Origin of the sequence: Novilysobacter antarcticus (assembly GCF_019802285.1) — a bacterium.
Lineage (GTDB): Bacteria > Pseudomonadota > Gammaproteobacteria > Xanthomonadales > Xanthomonadaceae > Novilysobacter > Novilysobacter antarcticus.
Window position 1 is genome coordinate 493,365 of record NZ_JAIEUJ010000001.1, and the last position, 21,262, is coordinate 514,626.

Genomic DNA, 21,262 nt, shown 5'->3' on the forward strand with positions numbered 1-21,262 from the left:
GCTGGCTATTTTTTGACCTGCACGCCCTTCCAGAATGCCACCCGACCACGGATCTCCTCGGCCGCTTGTTTGGGCTCCGGGTAGTACCAGGCCGCATTCGCGTTGACAGCGTCGCCGACCACCACGTCGAAGTAGTGCGCGGTGCCTTTCCACGGGCAGGTGGTGGTGTGGTCGGAGGGGCGGAAGTGCTCGCGCAACAGTGCATCGTTCGGGAAGTAGTGGTTCTTCTCGACCACGACGGTGTCGTCGCTGCGCGCAAGAACGGTGTCGTGCCAGGTGGCGGTCGTCATGGCATGGCTCTCTCTATAGCAGTGGAGCGTGCGACGTTGGATCGTAAAGCGGCGTCAAGCTGCGAGGGTGTCGACCGCACGCGTGCGTTCCGTCGTTCAATGACGTTTTCCCTACACTCTACTGCCACTCATTTATCCGGAGCGCTCACATGTCCAGCAAGTCCTTCAAGCAAATAACCCAGGATCTCGGTAAGGCGGTCGGAACCTTGCGCACGGCTGAGACCGGCACGATGGACGGATTTTCGGCGATGTCCAAGGCGGCAATGGAGCCGGGCGTGCTATCGGCGATTGACAAGGAACTGATGGCGCTGGCGATCGGCGTCGCCACCCGTTGCGATGGCTGCATCGGTTTTCATGTGAAGGCACTGGTGCGCCTTGGGGCCAGCTATAAGCAGCTGACCGAGACACTCGCGGTGGCGGTTTACATGGGTGGCGGTCCATCGCTGATGTATGCAGCCGATTCCGTGCGGGCGTGGGAGGAATTCGGGGGAAACATCTGACCAGCGTAAGCGTTCGTTGAGCCCGATAGACCCGTGCCGAATCAGGCGCCTTGCTGAACTGGATTCCCTATGAACACATCTGGTTCCGGCGCACTTCGGGCTGACACGGCAGCAGGTGGCCTTGCTCGCCTTGCTGCTGCTGCGCGGGCCGCAGACGGCTTCAGAGCTGATGGTCCGCAGCGAACGGTTGCAGGCCTTCGCTGATGTGGAGGAACTGCGCCATCAACTGGATCGGATGGCGCAACGCCAGCCCGCGCTGATCGTGGAGCTGCCACGCGGGCAGCGCCAGCGCGAGGAGCGCTTTGCTCATCTGCTTTGCGGGCCGGTAGACGTGGATGCGATTATCGCGCGGGAGCCCACTGCCGCTGGCGACTCGGCAGCGCCGCCGTTGGCAGCACGCGTGTCTGCGCTGGAAGCAGGCGTGGCCGACCTGCGCGAGCAGATCGAGCGGCTGTTGGGTGCGACTGCAAAAGGCGACGAAGCGATCTAAGGAAACAGGATCAGGTGATCGGCTGACAGCAGTGGAGTGGGATAGCCGGAGATCCACTGGCTGAACGGTTCACAGGTTGTCTCACACGGTGAGACGGAAACCCGCGATTCTCGCGCGATGAACGTGACCGAGAAGCTCGCCGTGCTCGCCGATGCGGCCAAATACGATGCGTCGTGCGCGTCCAGCGGTGCAGCCAAGCGGGATTCGCTCAAGACGGGCGGGATTGGCAGCACCGGTGGCATGGGCATTTGTCATTCGTACACACCCGACGGCCGCTGCGTGTCGCTGCTGAAGATCCTGCTGACCAACTTCTGCATCTTCGACTGCGTGTACTGCGTCAACCGCGTGTCCAGCAACGTCCGGCGCGCGCGCTTCACCACCGACGAGGTGGTGCGGCTGACGCTGGATTTCTACAAGCGCAACTACATCGAAGGCCTGTTCCTCTCCAGCGGCATCATCCGCAGCGGCGACTACACCATGGAGCAGCTGGTGGAGGTGGCCCGCAGCCTGCGCGAGGACCACCGCTTCGGTGGCTACATCCATCTCAAGACCATCCCCGACGCCGCGCCCGAGCTGCTGGCGGCGGCCGGTCGCTACGCGGACCGGCTCAGCATCAACGTTGAGCTGCCCACCCAGGCCGGTCTGGACGCGCTGGCGCCGGAGAAGAACCTGGGCAAGATCCGCGGCGCGATGGGCGAGCTCCGCTGGCGGATCGAGGAAGGCAAGGCGGCGCGCAAGGCGGTGCGGCGCGGATCGGCCAAGCCGCCGCGCTTCGCGCCAGCAGGACAGAGCACGCAGATGATCATCGGCGCGGACGACGCCGACGACCGCAGCGTGCTGCAGTCCAGCGCCAACCTCTACGGCAACTACCAATTGCGGCGGGTGTACTACTCCGCGTTCTGCCCGATTCCGGACGCGTCATCGCGGCTGCCGCTGGTCCCGCCGCCGCTGGCCCGCGAGCACCGCCTCTACCAGGCCGACTGGCTGCTGCGCTTCTACGGGTTCGAGGTCGACGAGATCGCGCCGCCGGGTGGCAGCAATGCGGCCGGCAGCGGGATGCTCGACCTGGACATCGACCCCAAGCTGGCTTGGGCGTTGCGTCACCCGGAGCAATTCCCGGTGGACATCAACCACGCCCCACGCGAGATGTTGCTCCGGGTGCCGGGGCTGGGCACGAGGAATGTGGGTCGGATCGTGCAGTCGCGCCGCAGCGGCGGCCTGCGCGTGGCGGATCTGGCGCGGCTGCGTGCGCCCATCGCCCGGGTGCTGCCGTTCGTGCAGTTGCTAGACCATCATCCCCGCGGCCAATTGGATGACCCGGTGCGCCTGCGTGCGCGACTCGCCCCTCCGCCTGTGCAGGGCGGACTGTTCGGCTGAGCGGCGCAGCCATGTATCGCACTCAGGTGGAGCCGGGCTGGAGTCTGGACGCGTGGCGGGGACGGGCGCGCGCCGCACTTGCCATTGGCGTCGCGCCTGAAGACCTGCAGTGGGACGGCGACGCGCAGCAGGGGCTGGCACTGGGCGCGCCGCTGCCGGACGCACCGGAAGCCGGCGCCCAGCTGCTCGTACCGGCGCGGTTTATGGACCTGGCCAGCGCCGTGCTGTGCCACCGCGACACAGGCCGCCATGGCCTGCTGTACCGGTTGCTGTGGCGGATCGTGAAGGGTGAGCGCCGCCTGTTGGATCGCGCCACCGATCCGGACGTGGTGGCCGCCTCTACGCTGGCCGCCGCGGTGCGCCGCGACAGCCACAAGATGAAAGCATTTGTGCGCTTTCGGCAGATCGAAGAGGGCGAGGAGGCCTACGTGGCGTGGTTCGAGCCCGACCACTGGATCCTTGATCGGGTCGCGCCGTTCTTCGCCAAACGCTTTGCAGGGATGCGCTGGGCGATCCTCACGCCCTACCGCAGCGTGCGCTGGGACGGCGCGGTCTTGACGTTCGGTCCCGGCGGGGTACGCGCCGACGCACCTGCCGACGACGCGCGCGAGGACCTGTGGCGCACCTACTACGCCAACATCTTCAACCCGGCCCGCCTCAACCCGACGATGATGCGGCAGGAGATGCCGCAGAAATACTGGAAGGGGCTGCCCGAGGCCGCGCTGCTGCCCTCACTGATGCGCGAGGCTGGCAGCCGTGTGCGCGACATGGCCGAACGCGAGGCGCAGGCGCCGCGCCGCAAAATTCCCGCGCGTCACACCGCGCCGTCGCCGGTCGACACGGGCGGACTGGTGGCAGCGCGTGCACAGGCAGCCGACTGCCGTCGCTGCCCGTTGTGGGAGCCGGCCACCCAGACGGTCTGGGGCGAGGGGCCGGAGGACGCGCGCTTGATGTTCATCGGTGAACAGCCCGGAGACGCCGAGGACCTGACCGGCCGGCCGTTTGTCGGCCCCGCCGGGGCGCTGCTCGACCGTGCGTTCGCCGACGCCGGCATCGACCGGGCGGCGGCGTATCTGACCAACGCCGTCAAGCATTTCCGATTCGAACAGCGTGGCAAGGTGCGATTGCACAAGCGGCCGGACTCGGGCCACGTGCGCGCCTGCCACACGTGGCTGCAGCGAGAGCTGGCGACCGTGCGACCGGACACGGTTGTGTGTCTGGGCGCGACCGCGGCGTCGGCGGTTTTCGGTACGGGCTTCAAGCACACGCAGGAGCGCGGACGCTGGCACACGCTGGGCAACGGCGTGCGGGCGATGGCCACCGTGCATCCGGCGTGGGTGCTCCGTCAGCCTGCAGCGGCGCGGGAGTCCGCTTACCGTGTACTGGTCGCGGACCTTGCTGCGGTTTCGTCGGGGGTCAATGAACCGACGCGAGTGAATGTCAGATCGCAGTAAATAGGTATCGTCAGGGATCGAATCGAAGGTTTTTATAGTGGCGCAATCAAATGGCCCAACCGCAATCCCTGTCCGGTCCGATGACTGCCTGCCGTACACTCGGTCATGCCCACCGTGCGCGAGAGGACGTCATGAAAGTATCCATTTCGATAATGTCGCTATGCGTGTTCGCACTGGCTGCCTGCTCGGGCGGCGGCGCTTCGACTGATACGTCCGCGGCTGATGGCATGGCATCGGCGACAGCGGCAGCGTCAACGCCCACGCCAAATGAGTCCGTCATGGGCGACAGCGCACCGACACCGCAGGGTGACTGCGACCTGCTTTCTGCCGATGAAATCGCCGCCGCGTTCGCAGGCAAGCTCACGGTGACTCGAAATAGTGGTCACGGTGAACGGGGCGGCAGCTGCACCTACTACATCGCGGAAGTTCCCGAGGGGCAGCTCATCCTGCAGGCCGGCGATGAAGCGGCATATCTCGCGAAGAAGGAAAGCTATTCCAGCTATCGCGGGGTGAAGATGGAGCCGATGGCTTTCGCGAAAGAAGCATTCCTCGTAAACGGCGCGCAGGCGATTGCGCTGCGAGACGACGGAAAGTCCATCAGCCTCGCACTCAGCCTGGTGGCGTTCGATACCCCCGTGCCGGTAACGCCAGAGGAGGCCGGTGCCGGCGTCTCATCGCTGGCCGAGAAAGTCACGGCTCGGCTTTAACGGCAGGTCTGGAATCACCGGCATCCAATTCCGTCCGGTCCAGCAGCGCGCGCATCGCCGGCTTCCACAGTTTCCAGTTGTGCTTGCCGGGCAGGACGATGACGTGATCGTCTGGCAGCAGCGGCGTCATCAGTTCAATCGGATGTCGGAATGGTTCGTCGGCGCCGTACGCGACCCAGGTCGAGTCCGTGCGTTCCGGGCGTCCTGACCAGGCTTGCAGTGAGCGCCACAGCTCGTGTTGGAACGTATCGGGCCCGGCCGTCTGTGGCGGTCCCGCCTGCCATGCCGCAAGACCGCCGGCGTCGCGGATCTGCTGATGGATCGCGTCCTCGCCCAGATACGGTGAGAGCAGCAACAGGCCGTCGATCTGGTGGGGGTACTCACTGTCGTACAGCAGTGCGCCCATCCCGCCGAGCGAGATGCCGGCCAGCCACACCTGCTCGTACCCCTTGCGTCGGGCAGGCTCGATCACTTCGTCGTGCAGCCGCTGGACAGCGCGACCCTGCCGGTAGAACGGCATGGTGAGCCCGGTGAGCACCACGTCGGCATCGGGCCAGCTCTGCTGGATGATCCCCGCAACGTCGGTGTCCGTGAGCTTCTGCAAGCTGTCACCGCGCCCGGGCAACATCACCACCAGCCGATGCGCCGGCTGCGGTGCCGCGACGAAGGTGGTGGGGACCGGCTGGGTGACATCGCCGCCAGCGGCGCAGCCGACCATAGCCAGCAGACACGCAACCAGTGTTGGGGCGAGTAATCGGCGGGATCGGGTCATGGTGGCGTGCCTGTGAAGGGTGGGGGTAGGGAGGCGGAAAAGCCGGTCATGAACGTCTTGCCCCGGCAGATTTGGCGCCGCACTGAAAGTAGACTCTGACCGCCGTGTCGGCCACGACACGAATTGCCGAAAGACACCCCAGCCATGCAGTCCATGAGCACCACCGAGATCTACCTGATCGCACTGCTGATCATTTTCAGCGTGCCCTATCTGATCTGGCGGCTTGGGCGCACGGACTACTTTGCGCCATTAGTCGTGGTGCAGATCATCACCGGCATTTTGCTCGGGCCGGGAGTGCTCGGCGCGGCGTTCCCCGAGTACTACGAGTTCGTCTTCAACCCCACCGTGATCGACGGGTTGAACGGCGTGGCCTGGTGGGCGGTGATGGTCTTCGTGTGGATCGCCGGGATCGAGCTGGACCTGCATCAGGCCTGGCAGCATCGCAAGGAGAGCGGCATCACCGCCGGCCTCGCGCTCAGCGTACCGCTCGCCTTCGGCAGCGCCGCCGCCATCGGCATGCTGATGTTCCCCGGATGGGTCGGGCCGAACGGTCAGCCGTGGCAGTTCGTGCTTGGCATCGGCATGGCATGCGCGGTGACGGCGTTGCCGATCCTGATCCTGCTGATGGAGAAGATCGAGATCCTGCGGCAGCCGATCGGCCAGCGCATCCTGCGCTACGCCAGCATCGACGACATAGCGATCTGGGGCGTGCTCGCCCTGATCCTGATGGACTGGGATCGGGTCGGGAAGCAGGCCGGCTTTCTGCTCGCTTTCCTTGTCGTCGGCTACGCGTTCCGCCGGCTGATGGTGCGCATTCCCGAGCGTGACCGCTGGTATTGCGGACCCATATGGCTCGCGGCCTGCGCGCTGGGCGCTGACTGGGCGGGGCTGCACTACATGGTCGGCGCGTTCCTTGCCGGCGTGAGCATGGATTCGCACTGGTTCAAGCAGGTTGACATGGACGCACTGCGCGGTAACGTGCTGCTCGTCCTGATGCCGGTGTTCTTTCTCAGCACCGGCTTGCGCACGAATTGGGAGGTTGGCGGCACGGCGGTGTTGATCGCTGCGGCGGTGCTGCTGGTCGCATCGGTCACCGGGAAGCTGATCGGCACCAACATCGCCGGCAGGGTCCTGAAATGGCAACCGGGCGAAGCCTCGCTGATCGGCTGGCTGCTGCAGACCAAGGCGCTGATCATGATCATCTTCGCCAACATCCTGCTCGACAAGCAGATCATCACCAACGAGACCTTCACCGCGCTGCTGCTGATGGCCGTGGCCAGCACGATGCTGACCATCCCTGTGGTTACGCCGAAGCTGGCGCGGATGAGGGAGGTCGTGTTCCGGTCAAAGTAAAAGCAGGGCTTGGCTGTCGGGCGCCACCTGATAGGCGCCATCCCGTGGCGGTGGATGGCATCTTCAGCTGGCTCGCTTTGCGGGGATCTGCGAAGTTCTCGGACGCGGCGGCGCATCGCGCTATCGTCTCCATTGAGTGCACATCGGGTTGAACAGTTGAGAACAACAATCGTCGGGCTGATTACGCCGCATTTTCTGAGAGTCATTGACCTTGCCAATCAGGCCGAGACAGGGGTCAGCGTCGACTGGCACCTCAGGAATGAGGTCGCAAACACCGTTTCGAGTCTCGCCGACCAATACAACGCACGTGAATTGCTCGAGGCGTACGTGCATGGACTTGAGGCGGCGACCAACGATGCCCGACCGGGGCGTAAGCGGTACGCGGACACGCTGGAGACCGCGGCGTCGCTGGCTGCACGGGAGATCGAAAGACTGGATTGAATGTGGAACTTGCGAGCGAAAAAAGTACCGCGCGTCGTCGTCCAGCCGCTCCCACGGCCCGTAATCGATCTGAACAAAGCAGCGCGTCGCCGGATCGGAGATGCCACCAGTCACCGCGCAGGCGTTTGCGTCGCGTGGACGCGATGTGATTGACTGACTCGTTTGCGGGCGCCTGCCCGCCGCAGTTGACAATGGGGTTTTATGGCGATTGGTGTCTGGATCAGTTTGGGCCTGTACTTCGCGTTGATGCTCGGGATCGGCTTCTACGCGTACCGCAATTCGACCTCGTCTTCCGAGGAGTACACACTCGGCGGACGCAAGCTCTCGCCGGCCGTTGCGGCACTGTCCGCCGGCGCATCCGACATGAGCGGCTGGTTGCTGCTCGGCCTGCCGGGTGCCCTGTACGTCAGCGGTCTGGTCTCGGCCTGGATCGGGATCGGCCTGACCTTTGGCGCGCTGGTGAACTGGATCGTGGTCGCGCCGCGTCTGCGCGAGCAGACCGAGCGCTACGACAACAGCCTGACGATCCCGCAATTCCTGTCCAACCGCTTTCCCAGCCGGGCGATGGCCCTGCGCGTGGTCTCGGCGTTGATCGTGGTGGTGTTCTTCTCGGTCTATACGGCATCGGGGCTGGTGGCAGGCGGCAAGCTCGCCCAGAGCGCCTTCAGCGCGGTGATCCAGTTCGACTCGATGAGTGACTACGCGGTTGGCGTGTCGGTGACGCTTGGCGTGGTGCTGGCGTACACCGTCATCGGAGGATTTCTGGCGGTCAGTCTCACCGACTTCGTGCAGGGTGTGATCATGATGCTGGCTCTGATCATCATGCCGTTGGTGGTGCTGATGGGTCCTGGCGGCGGCGGACTGTCTCAGGCACGCGAGACTTTGGCGGTGCTGGGACCGGACTATCTGTCGTGGTTCTCCGGTCTGTCGGTGATCGGCTTTCTGTCGGCGATCGCTTGGGGGCTGGGGTATTTCGGCCAGCCTCATATCATCGTGCGCTTCATGGCGCTGCGCTCGGTCAAGGACGTACCCCGTGCGCGCAACATCGGCATGTCGTGGATGGCCATCTCGGTGCTGGGCTCAATCAGCCTGGGTATCTTCGGTCGGGCGTATGCGCTCCGCAATGGCCTGGTGGTCGACGACCCCGAGACGATTTTCATCGTGCTGGCGGACCTGCTGTTCCACCCGCTGGTGACCGGCTTCCTGTTTGCGGCGCTGCTGGCCGCGGTGATGAGCACGATCTCCAGCCAGCTGCTGGTCGCGTCGTCTTCGTTGACCGAGGACTTCTACCGGCTGTTCCTGCGCAAGGACGCCGGCGACAAGGAGACCGTTCTGGTCGGCCGCATCAGCGTGATGCTGGTCGGTATCGTCGCCGCGTTCCTGGCATGGGATCCCGATTCCAAGGTCCTGGACCTGGTCAGCCACGCGTGGGCCGGGTTCGGCGCCGCGTTCGGGCCCCTGATCGTGCTCTCGCTGACCTGGCCTCGGATGACCGGCACCGGAGCGGTCGCCGGTCTGGTGGTCGGTGCGGCCACCGTGATCGGCTGGATTCTGATGGGTTGGGATGTGAGCTTTATGGGTGCAGCCGGCATCTACGAGATCATCCCGGGCTTCGCCGCCGCCTGGGCCGCGATCTATTTCGTCAGCTTGGCAACGCAGGGCCAAGACGAATTTCGCGCGCTGCCGGAGGTTTGACTTCCCCAGACGAGACGGGTTTCGCGTTGCTTTGATTGCCAGCTCGGCACCCTGAACGCTGACCTCGTCCATGGAGCTGGCCAATGCCGGTGCGGAATGAGATTGGCCAACGCTGACGCCGGATGCCTGAGATGGTGGTAGGCGGCCATCTGGACCAGATGTTCCACTCGCTGAGGATCTTCAACTACCGGCTGTGGGCCGGTGGCGCACTGGTATCCAACGTCGGCACGTGGATGCAGCGCATCGGCCAGGACTGGCTGGTGCTGACCGTGCTGACCGATGGCAACGCCACCGCAGTGGGTACGGTGATGGCCCTGCAGTTCGGACCGCCGCTGCTGCTACTGCCCCTGAGCGGCTTTGTCGCGGACCATTGGGACAGGCGCAAGCTGCTGATCGCCACCCAGGCCGCCTCAGGACTGCTGGCTCTTGGACTGGGCCTACTGACCCTCCTCGGACTCGTCCAGCTCTGGCACGTCTATGGGTTCGCCTTGCTGCTGGGCGGCGTGACCGCGTTCGATGCACCGGCCCGGCAGGCATTCGTATCGGATCTGGTCAGTGACGACGACCTGGCCAACGCGGTGGCGCTGAACTCGGCCTCGTTCAATGCGGCGCGCATGTTGGGCCCTGCTGCGGCGGGCATCCTGATCGCGGCGGTGGGCGAAGGCTGGCTGTTTGTGATCAACGCCGGTTCCTACGCGGCAGTGCTGGTCTCGCTGTGGTTCATTCGAGTGCACGAGCTGTTTACCGAGGCCCGGCCGGAACGCTCGCGCGGCAGCGTGCTGGCCGGGTTCCGCTATGTGTGGAACCGGCCGGACCTGATGGCCGTGCTGGTGATGCTGTTCCTGCTGGGCATGCTGGGCTTCAACTTCGCCATCTTCATCTCCACCATGTCGGTCAAGGAGTTCGGCGGCGACGCGAGCCAGTTCGGCCTGCTGACCTCCGCAATGGCGGTTGGGACCATGACCGGTGCACTGCTGTCGGCCCGGCGACCGTTGCCCGGGATGGTCTTGATGGCGGTCTCGGCGGCTGCTTTCGGCATCAGCATGGTGGTGGCTGCGGTGATGCCCGGTCCGATCCTGTTTGCCGTAGTGCTGTTCTTTGTCGGCCTGGCCGCGCTGACTTTCATGACCGCCAGCAACTCGATGATGCAGCTCACCACCGAGCGCACCATGCGCGGCCGTGTGCTGGCACTGCGCATCGCCGTGGTCATGGGCGGCACGCCGCTGGGTGCGCCGCTGGTGGGGTGGGTGGTGGACCGATTCGGGGCGCGCTGGGCGATGGGCGTGGGCGCGCTGTCGGGTCTTGCCGCGGCCGGAGTCGCGGTCGCCTATCTGGCCCGGCATCGGCAGTTGCGGGTGAGTCGGGAGCAAGGCCGCCTACGGTTGCTCATCCAGCCCGATCCGAACCACATGACGGCTGCGCGGGTCGCGGCGGGGGAGCGGGTGACCTGAGTTAGCGCGGCTGTTGGCCGTGGCAATGGCGCGTTGGCTACCGGCCCAGCGCATCATTGCAGCGACGTGATTTCGCCGCGGGCGTGCAATGCCCCGCGCAATCCGGCCAGAGTCGAACAGGGTGTGGGTCGTCTTCACACCGCGGGCCTATGCTTCGCGCATGAAAAAGCTCGCTGAAACCTTCTGGAATATCCGTGGTGTCCACCGCGTCGCGGGTGTGCTGGATATCGGTACGCACATGTCGCTGGTGAAGCGGGGCAATGGCCGCTTTGTGATCGTGGACGGTTGCGATCCCGACGATGCCGAACGCGAGGCCATGCTGTCGCTCACCGGCGGGGGGGAGCTCGTCGATGCGGTGGTGCATGTCCACCCGTTCCACACCCTGCACGTGGAGGCGACCCAGCGGTTGTTTCCTGCGGCGACGCTGTATGGCACCGCACGACATCGCCAGAAAGCGCCGAGGTTGCCATGGTCGGACGCGCCGGTGGAAGAGTGGGGCGAGGATCATCCTTTGGCGGATGTGTTCGATCTCTCGGTGCCAGACGGTGTCGGGTTCGTCACTGACGATGAGCGCGTCCACGTGGCGTCGGTGCTGGTGCGCCATCGCCAAAGTGGGATCGTTCACGTCGATGACACGCTCAACGTCATGGCGGCGCCGGGGTTATTGCGGCCGCTGTTTCCCCAATCATCCCTGCGCATGCATCCGATGCTGTCGCGCGCGCTGATTCCGGCCGCGGGTGCCGCTGACGCCTACGCCGCGTGGGCGCGTGGGCTTGCCGCTCGGTGGGCCGACACCCCGGTTGTCTGCGCGGCGCATTCGGCTGTTCGCGACCTGCCAGCCGGCGGCTTCGCCAAGGAAATGGAGGCCGCACTGGAAAAGGTGGCGGGTACGCTCAATCGGCATCGAGCGCGTTACGGTTAGCGCTCCCATACAGTCGCGCTTTCTCTCAGTTCAACTGGAGTCCGGAATGGCCACGCAGTTTCGTTTTCTCACCTTGGGCGCGGCTTGTACTATGGTTTTGCTCGCCGCCGTGGGATGCGCGAGCACGACGGCGCAGTCCGGATCCGCGCTGGTGGAGGGGAGCCAGGCCAGTGTGGATGGGACCATCGCCGCGGTCGACATGCAGCCGTGGACGTATGACGGCAATGCGGTGGTGATGCTGGATACGGCGGAATACGGGCGGATCTCAGTGCAACTGCCGGCAAGATGGAACCTGTGCAAGGCCACTTCGGTCGACACCGCGTCCCTGGCTGTCGGAGCGCGCGCGCATGCGGTCGGCACCGTCACCGCCGACGGGGAAATACTTGTGTGCGAAGGCGCCGACCATCAGCTGGTGCTGGCGCCCCAGGCGAGGCCGTAGTCGCCGGCGCGGACGTGGTCGACGAGGAAGTGGTCACCGACAAAGGCCTGGTGTCGAGCCGGAATCCCGATGATCTGCCCGCGTTCTGCAAGAAGATCGTCGAGGAGTTTGCCGAAGGGCGTCACGAGGATCGCCGGTCGCCCTGATTTCGAGGACCAGGACGGTGCCAACCCACGTGCCTTGCGCACTGGACACCGCCCAGAGTCGTTCCTCGCGCTTACGGCATCCTCGGAAGTTCGTGCGGGCGTAGGTCGAACACCAACACCTCGGCATCCTTGCCGCCGCCTAGGGTCAGTGTTTCGGGTTTGCGCATGCGTACGCCGTCGCCGGCTTCCAGCTTCTCGCCGTTGAGCGCTACGCTGCCGCGTGCGACATGGACGTACGCGTGGCGGTCATTTTCGAGCGTGAGTGTGGCGCTTTCGTCGCCGTCGAGCAGGCCGGCATAGATGCGGGTGTCCTGCTGGATGCGCAGCGACCCGTCTTCGCCATCGGGGGAGATGATCAGGCGCAGCCGGCCGCGCTTGTCTGCTTCGCTGAAGTGCTGCTGCTGATACACCGGCTTGCCACCGGTGTGGGCAGGCATGATCCAGATCTGCAGGAAGTGCACCGGCTCATCATTGGATGCGTTGAACTCGCTATGGGTGACGCCGGTGCCGGCGCTCATGAGCTGCACGTCGCCGGGCAGTATCTTCGACCCGGTTCCCATGCTGTCGCTGTGCGCCAGCGTTCCTTCCAGGACGTAGGAAAATATCTCCATGTCGCGGTGCGGGTGGGTGCCGAAACCTTGGCCCGGGGCCACGCGATCCTCGTTGATCACGCGCAGGTCCGAGAAGCCAACCTCGTTCGGATTGCGGTAATCGGCAAATGAAAAGGTGTGGCGCGAGCTCAGCCAGCCATGCTCGGCGACGCCACGGTCGGCCGCTTTGCGTACTTGCATCATGCTGTTTCTCCTTCTCTGAGGGAGGTTCTGGAGCCGTTCCTTCCGTGGCATTCACCGCTTACGCGGGACGTTGCGCGTCACGGATCTCCAGCTTGCCCAGGCGCTCGCGGTCGTGCGGCGCGTTGAAATCCAGATCCGGACCGACGGACACGATGCCGTGCGGGTTGATCGTCGGGTGGCTGCGGAAGTAATGGTGGCGGATGTGGTCCATGTGCACGGTCTCGGCCACGCCGGGCATCTGGTGGATATCGCGCAGAAAGCCGTTGAGATTCGGATAATCGGCGATGCGTTTCCGGTCGCACTTGAAGTGCGTCACGTACACGGCGTCAAAGCGCACCAGCGTCGTCCATAGCCGCAGATCGGCTTCGGTCAAGGTGTTGCCCAGCAGGTAACGGCGCTCACTGAGCTGCTGCTCCAGATCCTCGAGCGTGGCGAACAGCGCGGTCTCCGCCTCGTCGTAGGCAGCCTGGCTGGTGCTGAATCCTGCCTTGTAGACGCCGTTGTTGACGTTCTCGTAAACCGTCTCGTTGATGCGGTCGATCTCTGCGCGCAGGTCGTCGGGATAGTAGTTGCCAGGACGCGCGCCGATCCCGTCGAACGCACTGTTCAACATGCGGATGATGTCGGCGGACTCGTTGCTGACGATGGTCTCGCGCTGCTTGTCCCACACGATGGGCACCGTCACGCGTCCGCTGTAATGCGGGTCGGCCTTCAGGTACAGCTGGTAGGTCTTGTCGAATCCGTACAGCGGGTCGCCGGTGGCGCCATCGAAATCCGTGCGCAGTTCCCAGCCATTGGAGATCATCAGCGGATGCACCACCGACACGCCGACATGCAACTCCAGACCCTTCCACGCACGCATCACCAGCGTCCGGTGGGCCCACGGACAGGCGTATGAGACGTACAGGTGGTAACGGCCGCTTTCGGCCTTGAAGCCGTCTTTGCCGGCGGGACCGGCGGAGCCGTCAGTGGTGATCCAATTACGAAACTGGCTTTTGGAGCGTTCGAAGCGCCCGCCCGTTTCCTCGGTGTCGTACCACTCGTCGTGCCACTGCCCGTCTACCAGAAGTCCCATGGTTGCCTCGCGTTGTTTCCATCAAGAGGTTCAGGGTAGCGGGTGCTCCGTTAAGCGGCGCTGCTATCCGTGATCGCGACGGCGCAGACGGCGCACGCGCTTGCGGTAGGCACGCACATTGTCCCCGTTGATGCGTGTCTGCTGGGTGCCCTTGACCTCGTTGATCTTATGGTCGGAGCCGGTCACGGGCTTGGCCTCCACGGCCGTCTCGAGTTCGAATGCGTGCGATTTGTCGGTATTGCGGTAGAACCGGTAGAGCGCCCAATACAGTCCCACTGCACCCGCCGGGCCGAGGGAGAGAAGCCAGAGACCGCTGTCGTCGCTCATGATGCGAATACCAGAAATGCGACGGCAAGGCCTTCGATGAAGGTGCCGACGGTGAGTGCGGCCAGCAACAGCTTCCACTGCTGTACCGGTACGCTGCCCATGGTCTCGCCGGTGCGTCCGTTCACCGCGATGTAGTGCAGCATGCCGCCGTTCCTGCCGGGCTGCTGGTAGGAATACAGCCACACTGGCAGGTACATCGACACCCAGCGCGACCCGTGGACCTGCACGTCCTCCTCGTCCCAGCGAACGCCACGATCGTAGCGGCCCACCGACTTCTCAATCTGCGCACGGGCAATCGACAGCAGCTGGTCCTCAAGGCGCGGGTGGAGGTGGTCAACGTCGCGGTCGCGCTTCTCCGAGCTGAAGCCCGCAAGGTAGGACGCGTTCCATTTCACCGCGTTCTTGGTGTCGAACGGCAGGATCGTGTTGATGATGTTGTTGGTGTTGGCGGCGCTGTCCAGGTTGCCGCGCTCGGTGGAGGACTCCAGCGGCAGGTCGTCAACGGTGAAGTCGACGTGGCGCTCCACCTGATAGACGTCGGCATCGTAATACGTCGTCTTCTGCTTACCGTTCTGGCGCGTGTAGCGCCGCGTCTCGATCTCGCCCTGGCCGGCGACGTCCACGCTCGCCTTGCCGTCCACGATCATGTAGGGCAGGTACACCCCGATGACGTTCTCCGGGGTGAACTCGTCCTTGAAGGCCTTCAGCGCGAACATGCGCCGCTTGTCCACGAACTGGCGGATGCGCGCGACCGCGTCGTCCTTCTTGATGTGAAAGGGCAACACCGCGTCTGGCACGGCCCCGTTGGCCACCTGTTCGTTGACGCCGAAGACGTGGCGGCACCAGTGGCACCGTGCGGTCATCGCGTTCGCCGTGTTGATGGTCACCTCGGCCCCGCAGCCAGCGCATTTGAACGTCATCAGGCTCGCAGCGTCGGCGGCGATGTTCTGCGCACCCGACGCGATGATCGTTCCCTCGAGTTCGTCCAGCCCCTCGCCGAACCCGAACTCCTCCTCGACCCGCGCGGCATGCCATTCGTTGCGGCAATACAGGCAGATCAGCAGATCCGTGCCTGGTTTCTGCTGGATCTCGGTCGCACCGCATTTCGGGCAGCGGTTGAGGCCGTCCTTGAGCTCCTCGGCCGCGGTGTCAATGGCCACCGGGTCGGGCGCCAGCACCTCTGCGCGGATCGGATCGGGCAGGGTGTCCGGATCGATCGGGAAGCTGCCCGGGGCAGGGGGCACGTCCCGGGGTGAGCCGGGGCCGGTGACCGGAGGGACCGGCGGCGACGGAGTATCAGACTTCGACATGGGCGCTTCCGAGGTCGTGGCTTACAGGCCCAACGCCTTGGTTTTGACTGCGTCGTAGTCGGCCTGGGTGATCAGTCCCAGATCCAGCATCTCCTTGGCCTTGGTCAGCTTGGCAATCGGATCGTCAGCCGCCGGGGCAGCCGGCGCGGCGGGCGTTGCTGGCTGCTGCAGGCTGCCCATGCCGCCCATCATTCCCGAAGCCATGCCCAGGCCCATGATTCCGGCGGCACCGCTGTTTTCCCCGGCCGACTGCATGCCAGCTGCAACGCTGGCCTGCAGGTTGGAGTTGCCGCGCGAACCCGCCAATGCATCGGCACGCTGCACGGTCTTGAGCAGTTCCCGCGTGTTCTCGTCGTACTCGATCGATACGATGGCGGTCTTGACGATGGCCAGACCGCGATCGGATCTCCACTGATAGCCGTCCTCCACCGCATCGGACAGGCTCTTGGCGAAACCGAGCGAATCCTGCTGCAGCTTGGTGATGCGATTGCCCTTGTCGGGGTCGTTGGTGTATCGGCTGAAGGCGGGCGCGAGCGAGCCCACGACCTCGTTGAACAGCTGGCCGGCGGCGGCATTGTCGAGGTCGGTGAAATCGAACACCTGACCGGTCTGCAGGTAGCGCGCCGGCACAAAGTTCTTCACGAACAGGATCGGATCGATGATCTTCAGCGTGTACGAGCCGCGCGTGACCGCGCCGACCTGGGTGCCGAGGAAACCATCGTCCCAGTAGATTTCCGACTGGGTGCCGAAGCGGTTTTCCGGCAACTCCTTCAGAGAGACGAAAAATGCCGCCTGCTGAGAACCCGGCTGGCCGCCGAACTTGAAACGCTCCCAGCTCTGTTTGATCAGCGGACTGACGATGCCGTCGCCGGCAAAGATCGACTTGGAGTCCAGATGGTCAGAGCGCCACTCGTAGCCGCCCGGCTCGGCGGCGAATCCCGTGATTGCGCCATCCTGGAACAGCAGCAGGCCGTAACCTTCGGGAACGATGATCTTCGAGCCGTTGGTGATGATGTTTTCCGAGCCACGGGTATTGGAGCCGCGCCCGGCATTGGTGCCACGCGGTACCGCTGCGAACAGGGCCGCCGTGGCTGGCAAGCCATCCGGAATCGTGTAGAAGTCCTTCCACTGGTCCGCCAGCGCACTGCCAACCGCACCCACCACTGCCTGCACAAGACCCATGCCAACTCTCCGTGATTCGTCAGCGGGTACCGTACCCGCCATTCCCGCCGAACTATACATTCCCGCATAAGCGCTCGAGTCGGCCACGCCGGTTTGCAGCCACAATACCTATCCCCTCAAACGTCCCGCCCCCCCATGGCTCCAATACGCGTCACCCTGATTTTCGTGCTGGTTGCGATCAGCACCGTGTTGCATGTCGTGCCGTTGCTGATGGTGGCGGTGATCAAGGCGCTGCTGCCCATCGACCGGGTGCGCAAGGCCAGTAACCGCGTACTCACTGGGATCGCCGAGAGTTGGATCGGGATCAACAGCTGGGTCGTGGGCCGGTTTTCCCGCACGCGTTTTGAGGTCAGGCAGGACGGAATCCTGCAGCGCGACGGCCATTACCTGGTGCTGGCCAACCACCAAAGTTGGGTCGACATCATCGTTTTGCAGAAAGTGTTCAACCGCCGCATCCCGTTGCTGCGTTTTTTCCTGAAGCGCGAGTTGTTCTGGGTGCCGTTGCTGGGGCTGGCGTGGTGGGCGCTGGATTTCCCCTTCATGGGTCGGCATACGCCCAAGCAGATTGCGCGTCGCCCCGAGCTGGCGGGGCGGGATATCGAAGCCACCCGCCGAGCCTGCGAGAAATTCCGCGAGATCCCGGTGTCGATCATGAACTTCGTGGAAGGCACGCGGTTCACCCCGGCCAAGCACGCCAAGCAGGGCTCACCGTACCGGCACCTGCTCAAACCCAAGTCCGGCGGCGTGGCCTTCGTGCTGGACGCGATGGGGCAGGGGCTGCACGCGATCCTCGACATCACCATCGCCTATCCCGCCGGTCGACCATCGATGATGGACCTGATGGCTGACCGCGTGCCGGTGATCCAGGTGCAGGTGCGCCAGCGCGCGATCCCGGTAGACTTGCTGGGAGGCGATTACAAGAACGACCGCGCGTTTCGTATCCGCTTCCAACGCTGGATCAACAGCTTGTGGCTGGAGAAGGATCAGGACCTTGCGGCGTTGCTCGGGGACGAGGTCCATCGCGATTGAGGGATCCGAGGCCGTGACCCGAACGGCATCGCAGATAGCGACCTTGCGTTCACAGGCGCTCCGTATGCTGCGATGCAACAAGGCGTTTGCCTGATCCCGGAGTTTTCGTTGAAACCACTAGATAGCTTCCTCCCAGGCATCGTGCGTGCCACGCCGCGGGCCGGTGCTCCGCGCGACCGCGATGCGCGCGGCGTTGATATATCGGCGACGATAAACGAGGCGCTGACCACTGCCGGCCTGCTGCCGCAACGCGACAATCGCTCCGCCATCGGACCTGTCGCGAGTCGACTGCCTGCCTTGACAGCGATCAGCTCAGCCGCCGCGCCGCTGACGGTAGGCAAGTTCGCGCCGACACTGCGGCCCCGTTCTGCTAAGGCGCCCGCCGCTGGCAAGATCGAGGACAAGGCGCCCGGTGGGACCTCGGTCCGGCGGAGCTACACCAACTCGGCGGGCACGCGTGATTACACCCTGTACATTCCGGCCGGGCTGGACCCAAGCACCGCGGCGCCTTTGGTGCTGATGCTCCACGGTTGCACTCAGAATCCCGACGACTTCGCCACCGGTACCCGGATGAATGCGTTGGCAGACGAGACCGGCGTGCTGGTTGCGTATCCGGCGCAGACGGCACGCGCGAACGGGTCCAACTGCTGGAACTGGTTCCGCAACCAGGACCAGGCGCGTGGCACGGGTGAGCCGTCGATCCTCGCCGGCATCGTTGCCGATATCGCGCAGGACCATCGGGTCGATGAAGCCCGCGTCTACGTTGCCGGGCTCTCGGCCGGCGCAGCGATGGCCGTTATCCTGGGACGCACGTATCCGGACGTGTTTGCCGCGGTGGGCGCGCATTCTGGGCTGCCCTTCGGCGCGGCCACGGACATGCCGGGCGCCTTCGCCGCCATGCAGGGCCGGGCGACAACGCGGAGCGCTGCGGCGGACGCAAGCCCCGGCGCTACCGGGCGAGCGAACCGGATCGTCCCCACGATCGTGTTCCACGGCGACGCAGATCGCACCGTGAGTTCGAGCAATGGCCGGGCCATCGTCGACGACGTGCTTGGCTCGCAGCGATCGGCTGCCCGGCTCACAGCGAAAAGCACGCGATCCGAGGCGGGCGGGCGCCCTTATACCCGGCAGACGTACGCGGATGATTCGGGCAAGCAGATCGTTGAACTGTGGGGCCTGCATGGCGCCGGGCACGCCTGGAGCGGGGGTGATCCGGCCGGCAGTTTCACCGATGCGAGCGGGCCGGATGCATCCGCCGAGATGTTGCGGTTCTTCCTTCAGCACACCAATGCCGGCGGCACCTGATTTTTCCTGCAGGAACCCGCGAATGGGCACAAGCCACACCCCGTTCACGATCGATGCGTACAAATGGCTCATCTGTCATCTGGAGCGCGCCATGAAGCATCGAATCCGGGCTGTTGGCATGCTGATGGTCGCGAGCATGTTGCTTCTTGCCGGCTGCGTCACGCCAGGCGGTTATGGGACGCAAGGCGGCTATGGCAATCAAGGTGGCTACGGGGGTGTCCCGGGCGGCTATGAGCAGCCATCACCGGGTTACCCGTCCGGATATGGCAGCCAGTTGGAAGGCACGGTCGATGGCGTTGATCCCCGCTACGGCCGCCTTTCCGTCCTGAGTGCCGATCCGCGAACCGGGCGCAGGCAGCGAACGGACCTCCGCTACGACCAGAACACCCGCTTGTTCTACCAAGGCAGGCAGCATGCGGTTGATGGCCTGGAGCGTGGCGACGTGATCCGCATCGATGTTGTCCAGTCCGGGCGCGAGCTGTGGGCTCAGTCGATCGAGGTCGTGCGCAATATCCGCGACAGTGGTTATGGCGGCGGATACGGCGATGAGCGCTATGGCGGTGCTTATGGAAACGAACTGCGTGGCTCGGTCAACTTTGTCGACACACGGGCGCGGCTGATCCGCCTCGATGACGGCGGGTACCGCAACAATCGGCAAATCACCTACGACGACCGCACGACCGTCGAGTACCAGGGAAGGCGGTACCGCCCCGAGAGCCTGCAGCGTGGCGACCAGGTGCGTATCCAGGCACGACAGGTGGGCAACAACCAGTGGCTGGCGGAGCGAGTCGTCGTGGAGCGCTCTGTCGGGAGATAGCAGGTAGCTCACGACATAACAGAGCAGCCCGCGCTGGCTGTTGGTTCGTTGCAATCCATGCATGCAACGCCGTGGATTGATCCACGTCAGGCCTCTTCCTCTGACTCTGTGGTTGAATGCGGCGCATCAACCCTTCCCCGTCGAGGAACCTGTAATGCCTTCCCATTTTTCCGATCGGCGCACCCGTTCGACGATCGTGAGCAGGGCCGTTCGCGCATCGCTCCTCCTTGCGGCCACCGGACTTGTCAGTTTCGGCGCTATCGCCGCCCCCGCCGAGTCCGATGGCTGGCAATTCAGCGGCGACTTCCGCGGCGGCTATTTCGCCAGTGAGCGAACCGCGCGCGATGGAACCGAATCCGACGAGGACGCGTTCAATGCGCGTCTCCGCCTCGCCTTTGAGCGCAGCCTCAACGAGGAATGGCGCTTCCGGACCCGCGTCGCCGGCCGTTTCAGCAGCGAACAGGATGATCTCGACGTTTACCTGCGCAGCTACGCGCCGACCCGCGGCGGTGCCGATTTCGGTGACATCACGCTGGATGAGGCCTATTTCGGCTATCAGGCGCCCGATGACGGACTGCGCTTCAAGGTAGGCCGCATGCAGACGGCCTTTGCCGTGCCGGGTGTCGCGTCCAAGGGCCTGGACCGCAATGACAGTCCCAACATCGGGGTCAACTGGACCGACGGCGTGCACCTGGATATGCCTGTGGCCGGCGGCTGGCGTGGCCATGTAATCGCCCAGTACCAGGATGCAAAGGGCAGCAGCAGTGTCACTGCTGCGCCGCTGGATTTCAGCGACAGCGGCAGCCGGACCACGCTGTTCCTGGGACTGGAAAACAAGCAGCGACTGGGCGCGATCACGCAGCGGATGCTGTCGCTGACCTGGATGCCCAACAGTCTTGCCGACCTCGGCCTGGGCGACCCCTCGCGGCAGGACTACGTGACCATTGATGCCCGCATCGCCGCCGAGTGGCCGTTGGGCACGGCGGGCGCGAAGTTCGTCACCGGTGCCGAGGTCGGCTATGCCCTGAACACCCCCGTTGACGCGGTCAGTGGCACGGGTGGCACCGGCGATACGGGCGGGCTGGCATGGCAGCTTCAGGCGAGCGTCTATGACTTCGCTCCGAACCACAATATCGGCTTGGCCGTCGGTCGCGCGGACGCGGGCTGGCTGATTTCTCCCGACTACCGCCCCAACGACAGCTCGGTCGAGGTGAGGTACCAGTGGCAGTTCCTGCCGAAGACGTCGATGGAAGCGCGGGTGCGCGAACGCCGCGAGCTCGAGCATCCGACGGGCACCCGCTCGCGGGTTGACCGCGATCTCTACGTACGGGTGTCGCACAAGTTCTGACGGTGACGGGGCGTCAATCAAGGGTCTATTGTCGAGGG

At 64.7% G+C, this 21,262-nt stretch carries 23 protein-coding genes; 16 read left to right on the forward strand and 7 right to left on the reverse strand.

What is annotated here, in order from left to right; genetic code table 11:
• Positions 1-5: 5 nt before the first annotated feature.
• Entirely contained in the window at positions 6-290 is a 285-nt protein-coding gene (locus KZ491_RS02335) for a DUF427 domain-containing protein (protein WP_222564240.1), read from the reverse strand.
• 149 nt (positions 291-439) lie between these two features.
• Here KZ491_RS02335 and KZ491_RS02340 point away from each other — a divergent pair, with 149 nt between their 5' ends.
• From KZ491_RS02340 to KZ491_RS02360, 5 genes are all read left to right on the forward strand, one after another.
• Entirely contained in the window at positions 440-790 is a 351-nt protein-coding gene (locus KZ491_RS02340) for a carboxymuconolactone decarboxylase family protein (RefSeq protein WP_222564241.1), read from the forward strand.
• A 79-nt stretch (positions 791-869) separates the two neighbouring features.
• Positions 870-1,280: a DUF480 domain-containing protein gene (locus KZ491_RS02345; protein ID WP_281421639.1), complete on the forward strand. Its 411-nt coding sequence runs from the start codon at positions 870-872 to the stop codon at positions 1,278-1,280.
• A 117-nt stretch (positions 1,281-1,397) separates the two neighbouring features.
• The gene (locus tag KZ491_RS02350; RefSeq protein ID WP_222564243.1) at positions 1,398-2,657 is read left to right on the forward strand and encodes a putative DNA modification/repair radical SAM protein; all 1,260 of its coding nucleotides are present in this window, start codon (positions 1,398-1,400) and stop codon (positions 2,655-2,657) included.
• Positions 2,658-2,668: 11 nt separating this feature from the next.
• On the forward strand, positions 2,669-4,111 hold the full coding sequence (locus KZ491_RS02355; RefSeq protein ID WP_222564244.1) for a UdgX family uracil-DNA binding protein: 1,443 nt from the start codon (positions 2,669-2,671) through the stop codon (positions 4,109-4,111).
• A 131-nt stretch (positions 4,112-4,242) separates the two neighbouring features.
• Positions 4,243-4,818 (forward strand): hypothetical protein, encoded by a 576-nt coding sequence (locus KZ491_RS02360; RefSeq protein WP_222564245.1) that lies wholly within the window; start codon positions 4,243-4,245, stop codon positions 4,816-4,818.
• Here the strand turns inward: KZ491_RS02360 and KZ491_RS02365 are convergent.
• A complete protein-coding gene (locus KZ491_RS02365) occupies positions 4,802-5,590 on the reverse strand; it encodes an alpha/beta hydrolase (protein ID WP_222564246.1) in 789 nt (262 codons plus the stop codon). The genes KZ491_RS02360 and KZ491_RS02365 overlap by 17 nt on opposite strands.
• 153 nt (positions 5,591-5,743) lie before the next feature.
• On the opposite strand from KZ491_RS02365, the gene KZ491_RS02370 reads away from it, so the two are divergent.
• The 7 genes from KZ491_RS02370 (at position 5,744) to KZ491_RS12710 (ending at position 12,037) form a co-directional block, all read left to right on the forward strand.
• Positions 5,744-6,943, forward strand: a complete 1,200-nt coding sequence (locus KZ491_RS02370; RefSeq protein ID WP_246606462.1) for a cation:proton antiporter — start codon at positions 5,744-5,746, stop codon at positions 6,941-6,943.
• 156 nt (positions 6,944-7,099) lie between these two features.
• Complete coding sequence (locus KZ491_RS02375) at positions 7,100-7,384, forward strand: hypothetical protein (RefSeq protein ID WP_222564248.1); 285 nt, start codon at positions 7,100-7,102, stop codon at positions 7,382-7,384.
• A 201-nt stretch (positions 7,385-7,585) separates the two neighbouring features.
• Positions 7,586-9,079 (forward strand): sodium/proline symporter PutP, encoded by a 1,494-nt coding sequence (putP, locus tag KZ491_RS02380; protein WP_222564249.1) that lies wholly within the window; start codon positions 7,586-7,588, stop codon positions 9,077-9,079.
• Between the two features lie 122 nt (positions 9,080-9,201).
• Positions 9,202-10,530 carry an MFS transporter gene (locus KZ491_RS02385; protein WP_246606463.1) on the forward strand — a complete coding sequence of 443 codons (1,329 nt, stop codon included), beginning with the start codon at positions 9,202-9,204 and terminating at the stop codon, positions 10,528-10,530.
• 88 nt (positions 10,531-10,618) lie between these two features.
• Positions 10,619-11,452 (forward strand): hypothetical protein, encoded by an 834-nt coding sequence (locus KZ491_RS02390; protein ID WP_246606464.1) that lies wholly within the window; start codon positions 10,619-10,621, stop codon positions 11,450-11,452.
• Positions 11,453-11,543: 91 nt separating this feature from the next.
• A complete protein-coding gene (locus KZ491_RS12705) occupies positions 11,544-11,891 on the forward strand; it encodes a hypothetical protein (RefSeq protein ID WP_246606465.1) in 348 nt (115 codons plus the stop codon).
• 14 nt (positions 11,892-11,905) lie between these two features.
• Complete coding sequence (locus KZ491_RS12710; RefSeq protein ID WP_343225513.1) at positions 11,906-12,037, forward strand: DJ-1/PfpI family protein; 132 nt, start codon at positions 11,906-11,908, stop codon at positions 12,035-12,037.
• Between the two features lie 71 nt (positions 12,038-12,108).
• Here KZ491_RS12710 and KZ491_RS02400 read toward each other — a convergent pair whose 3' ends face one another.
• The 5 genes from KZ491_RS02400 to KZ491_RS02420 all read right to left on the reverse strand — a co-directional run bounded on the left by KZ491_RS02400 (position 12,109) and on the right by KZ491_RS02420 (position 16,725).
• On the reverse strand, positions 12,109-12,831 hold the full coding sequence (locus tag KZ491_RS02400) for a pirin family protein (protein ID WP_222564251.1): 723 nt from the start codon (positions 12,829-12,831) through the stop codon (positions 12,109-12,111).
• Positions 12,832-12,889: 58 nt separating this feature from the next.
• Positions 12,890-13,906 carry a glutathione S-transferase family protein gene (locus KZ491_RS02405; protein WP_222564252.1) on the reverse strand — a complete coding sequence of 339 codons (1,017 nt, stop codon included), beginning with the start codon at positions 13,904-13,906 and terminating at the stop codon, positions 12,890-12,892.
• 63 nt (positions 13,907-13,969) lie between these two features.
• Positions 13,970-14,233, reverse strand: a complete 264-nt coding sequence (locus KZ491_RS02410; RefSeq protein ID WP_222564253.1) for a hypothetical protein — start codon at positions 14,231-14,233, stop codon at positions 13,970-13,972.
• The gene (locus KZ491_RS02415; RefSeq protein WP_222564254.1) at positions 14,230-15,543 is read right to left on the reverse strand and encodes a TFIIB-type zinc ribbon-containing protein; all 1,314 of its coding nucleotides are present in this window, start codon (positions 15,541-15,543) and stop codon (positions 14,230-14,232) included. Before KZ491_RS02415 ends, KZ491_RS02410 begins: the two co-directional genes overlap by 4 nt.
• Positions 15,544-15,564: 21 nt before the next feature.
• Positions 15,565-16,725, reverse strand: coding sequence for an SPFH domain-containing protein (locus KZ491_RS02420; RefSeq protein WP_222564255.1), 1,161 nt, complete (start codon positions 16,723-16,725; stop codon positions 15,565-15,567).
• A 135-nt stretch (positions 16,726-16,860) separates the two neighbouring features.
• Here KZ491_RS02420 and KZ491_RS02425 point away from each other — a divergent pair, with 135 nt between their 5' ends.
• The 4 genes from KZ491_RS02425 to KZ491_RS02440 all read left to right on the forward strand — a co-directional run bounded on the left by KZ491_RS02425 (position 16,861) and on the right by KZ491_RS02440 (position 21,224).
• A complete protein-coding gene (locus KZ491_RS02425) occupies positions 16,861-17,754 on the forward strand; it encodes an acyltransferase (RefSeq protein WP_222564256.1) in 894 nt (297 codons plus the stop codon).
• A 72-nt stretch (positions 17,755-17,826) separates the two neighbouring features.
• Positions 17,827-19,059, forward strand: a complete 1,233-nt coding sequence (locus KZ491_RS02430) for an extracellular catalytic domain type 1 short-chain-length polyhydroxyalkanoate depolymerase (RefSeq protein WP_222564257.1) — start codon at positions 17,827-17,829, stop codon at positions 19,057-19,059.
• 22 nt (positions 19,060-19,081) lie between these two features.
• On the forward strand, positions 19,082-19,876 hold the full coding sequence (locus KZ491_RS02435; RefSeq protein ID WP_222564258.1) for a DUF5666 domain-containing protein: 795 nt from the start codon (positions 19,082-19,084) through the stop codon (positions 19,874-19,876).
• Between the two features lie 154 nt (positions 19,877-20,030).
• Positions 20,031-21,224 carry a hypothetical protein gene (locus KZ491_RS02440; RefSeq protein ID WP_222564259.1) on the forward strand — a complete coding sequence of 398 codons (1,194 nt, stop codon included), beginning with the start codon at positions 20,031-20,033 and terminating at the stop codon, positions 21,222-21,224.
• Positions 21,225-21,262: the final 38 nt, after the last annotated feature.